3 protein-coding genes are annotated in these 3262 nt (G+C 29.2%); all 3 read right to left on the bottom strand.

The features are described from left to right. Positions 1 to 614, bottom strand: a 614-nt coding sequence (locus INF86_RS22215) for a hypothetical protein (protein WP_193543943.1), incomplete at its 3' end; no start/stop codon positions are given. Next, a complete protein-coding gene (gene dptG / locus INF86_RS22210) occupies positions 595 to 1971 on the bottom strand; it encodes a DNA phosphorothioation-dependent restriction protein DptG (protein WP_193543942.1) in 1377 nt (458 codons plus the stop codon). The genes INF86_RS22215 and dptG, both read right to left, overlap by 20 nt. After that, a partial coding sequence (dptF, locus tag INF86_RS22205; protein WP_193543941.1) for a DNA phosphorothioation-dependent restriction protein DptF occupies positions 1968 to 3262 on the bottom strand: 1295 nt, incomplete at its 5' end. The genes dptF and dptG, both read right to left, overlap by 4 nt.

The following is a 3262-nucleotide window of genomic DNA, read 5'->3' as shown; positions in this document are numbered from 1 at the left end:
TTTTCCCACAACTCAACAGTTGGATCTCTAAATAGCCCAAGTTTAGATAAGTCAAAGTTACCTGAGTAGACACACTCATAAAGATTTTTATATGAAAGAATACTTGAATTATCCTCAAGCATATTATCAGTTTGATATTCCAGTAAAATATTATAAAAGTTCTGATTTAAGCTTTCAGTACAAAACGCCCCCATTATTTTATTAAAATACGGAATACTCCATACTCTTTCGTTTTTTGTTAAATCATCTGCACTGTTAGTTATGGTATCTAAAATAGTATCATGAAGAAAAAGGATTATTGGAGAAACCTTGAAGTAATCTTTTTTTTGCAATTCATCTCTTAGGAATGCTAAATAATCTTGATTGAATCCATGATTCCCACACTCAGAATGTAGCAAAGGAATAATGTTTTTCTCTTTATATGCAATATAGGGAATATGTACATCAGATATACATATTTCTTTAGAGCATTTTTCAATGAAGAAATCATATATTACCTTTCGTGATTCTGGGCTCGACAGTTTAAACTGGAGCCGGCTTCCTGAAATAACATTATCTCCAACCCACGAAATAAACTCATTGACTAAAAGCTGCTCAAATTGTTGAATTAACATACACTGCATCTCCGCTATCGCTTTTCTTTTCAATGTTGCCAATACGTTGGAAAAAATCCAATAACTTGCTTTTAGATTGACTATCGAAATAGATACCACGACTATTGAAATTATCAATAAGTTCATTGAATCTCATTTTGCCATTATTTCCAATTATCAAATTTGTTATAAATAATAGCATATCTTGGTTTATCACAAGATGCGTTCCACCACGCCTTCTCGTTTGTCTAAACCCGGACGTATAATTATCAATTATTGAGTTGATAATTTTCCCATTTACACCTCCTTTTTTATTTTCAGAGGAAATATATTTTTTATCGAATTGCTTACAATATAAATCTGAAAGATTTGTAATGGCTTCAAATAAGTTTGACGATTTTTTATCATAAACAAAGTTCAATAATTTAGTAGAGAATCTTTCAGCATAATGATCAAGTGATTGCACAATATCTTGATTATTGTCATATTTATCCAACTTGTCATATAGTGACCAAAGTGGCTCTGGATCTTTTTTATTTACAGCCAAAACCTGAACTAGTGATAAAATTGGAAATATTTTTTTTATAGAATCTTCAAAACTTTTCCAACCATTATTATTTAGGTACATACGTTCCTGACTTGCTTTTTCATTTTCAAGTATGAAATATAATGGTTTGGAGGATGGCATTCCACTTGACCATTCAGAAATATTTAAAGATAATTGAGATATATATAAAAAAGTATAAAGCTGCAAAAACAATGCGATATTTTCTAATAAAAATGAAGGATTACTGGCTAGAAATAATAAGTCCAAATTAAAATAATGAGATAGGAATGGTAGATACTGATGTTTTAGAGACTTATCAAATTTCTTGGGCTTCGTATTTATTAAACTACAAATTTCGTTACTAATAAAATCATTAAATAAATTATCTGATTCGAGTTCTTTATTGAAAGATAACAGGTTTGACAAATTAGTTGCAACTCTGCGACTTGCCCGTACTACATTCTTTCTTTTGCCTAGGTCTATTTCTTCCACATTCCCATCTTTAGCTTCATTAGGTAGTGTATGGGTATATAATAATAAGCAGATCGGTGATAACCTGTACACATCAGACTTTGTAAAATAAGCCTTATTTATTAGCTGGCAGAATTGCTTACTCATCCCTTTTTTACTAAAATGCTCTAAGCTCGCGATACGTAAAGATTCTACTGATTGGTTTTCAGCGTCAACTTTGTATAAGTCTGATATAAAATACCCTGCGGCTATTTTCCAATCACATTCGTTATAATTTGTCTTTAGAGGCCAAAATGGAGATGGCTGATTATCGAAATCATTTTTATTTAGAGTGTCAAAGTTCACTGTTTCATCTATCATTTATGCATCACCTCAAAATGATTACCATCTTTTTCAACTTCAAATACATCATTTTTATTAATAAAGGTTAGCTCTTTCTTAAGAATTAATCTCTGTTTTATTTTTGTAACTAAATCCTCAAGCAAAATTACGGAATTCTTATCATGTTTATTCGGTCGGTATCCTTTGTTCAATCTAACCAAAAGCTCTAAGACATTTATATTTAAAACAAAAGAAATAGATTCATCTTTTTTATCTAAGTGGAAACTACATGTAAACGTAGTGAACGTATTAGACCTATTTTTTTTTATTTCTTCCCAAGATGGGGTTATTTTAAAATCACTTACAATTAATACATCGTTGTAATTTGACAATAATAATTGATGAGTTCCCAAAAAAGGAGAATTCCTATTTAAGAACTTTGAAACTGCTACTGTAAGAATATTTCTATAAAACGATTGAATATCTTTTGCGAAAGGACTATCTATTGGACTTTCATGTTCATGCCCTAATTTTAGTACCGTAAAATAGTCTAATGTGTCATTTTTAAAATCATTTGCGAAAGTACGGTGAAAATCATTTGAGAAAGAAATGTTATTTAATAAATAAAACAATCTGATATATGATCTCCCACTAAAATCACAAACTAAATCATAATTTTTTATTAATGTTTCTTTAAACTCTATAAAAGCTTGATTCTCAAGGAATAGCTTTTGTTCTAATAAAAACCCATCGGTACACTTTGCTCTAACTAAAGATGGATCAAATATTTTTAACTGATTTATCAACTCGCTATTTTCAGAAGTAAAAAGATTATCAAAAATATACTTTGGCCCAACGAGTAGATTAAATATAAAATCTAATAGTGATCTTGTAGTCAAAAATTGATCTTTTGCTAGCCTAATTCTCACCAAAAGTTCAATAATAACTTCCTGAACTTGATGGATACATAAAAATTTATAGTTGATTATTTCGATTTTATCATCACCATTTAATTCTGCTTCCGTCATTGCATCCCTAAATGGATTGTTGTGCTCAGCTGTCAGGAGTGATAATAATGATTTTGTAAATACTGATGTTGCCTTATTATTTTCAAAATTAAACTTTGAATTTTTTTTATCTTCAAAACTTAAGAAGTAAAAACCTTCATCATAATCTTCGCCTTGGAGAAATTTAGTTAGCTCTTTTTTTATTTTGTCATCTTTTCCTTTTTCAATATATTTAGCAATCATACAAATATTGATACCTATAACCAAAGCAATGTAATGATTAGAGTAATTTTGAAATAAATTATAAAGTGTTGATATATAAT

Origin of the sequence: Enterobacter cloacae complex sp. I1M (assembly GCF_014982425.1) — a bacterium.
Taxonomy (GTDB): Bacteria; Pseudomonadota; Gammaproteobacteria; order Enterobacterales; family Enterobacteriaceae; genus Enterobacter; species Enterobacter intestinihominis.
This window is presented reverse-complemented; position numbering and strand designations above follow the sequence as displayed.

What these genes read in the sequence shown, in the direction of transcription:
- dptG (WP_193543942.1), bottom strand. Translation starts at nt 1,971, where the DNA reads ATGATAGATGAAACAGTGAACTTTGACACTCTAAATAAAAATGATTTC.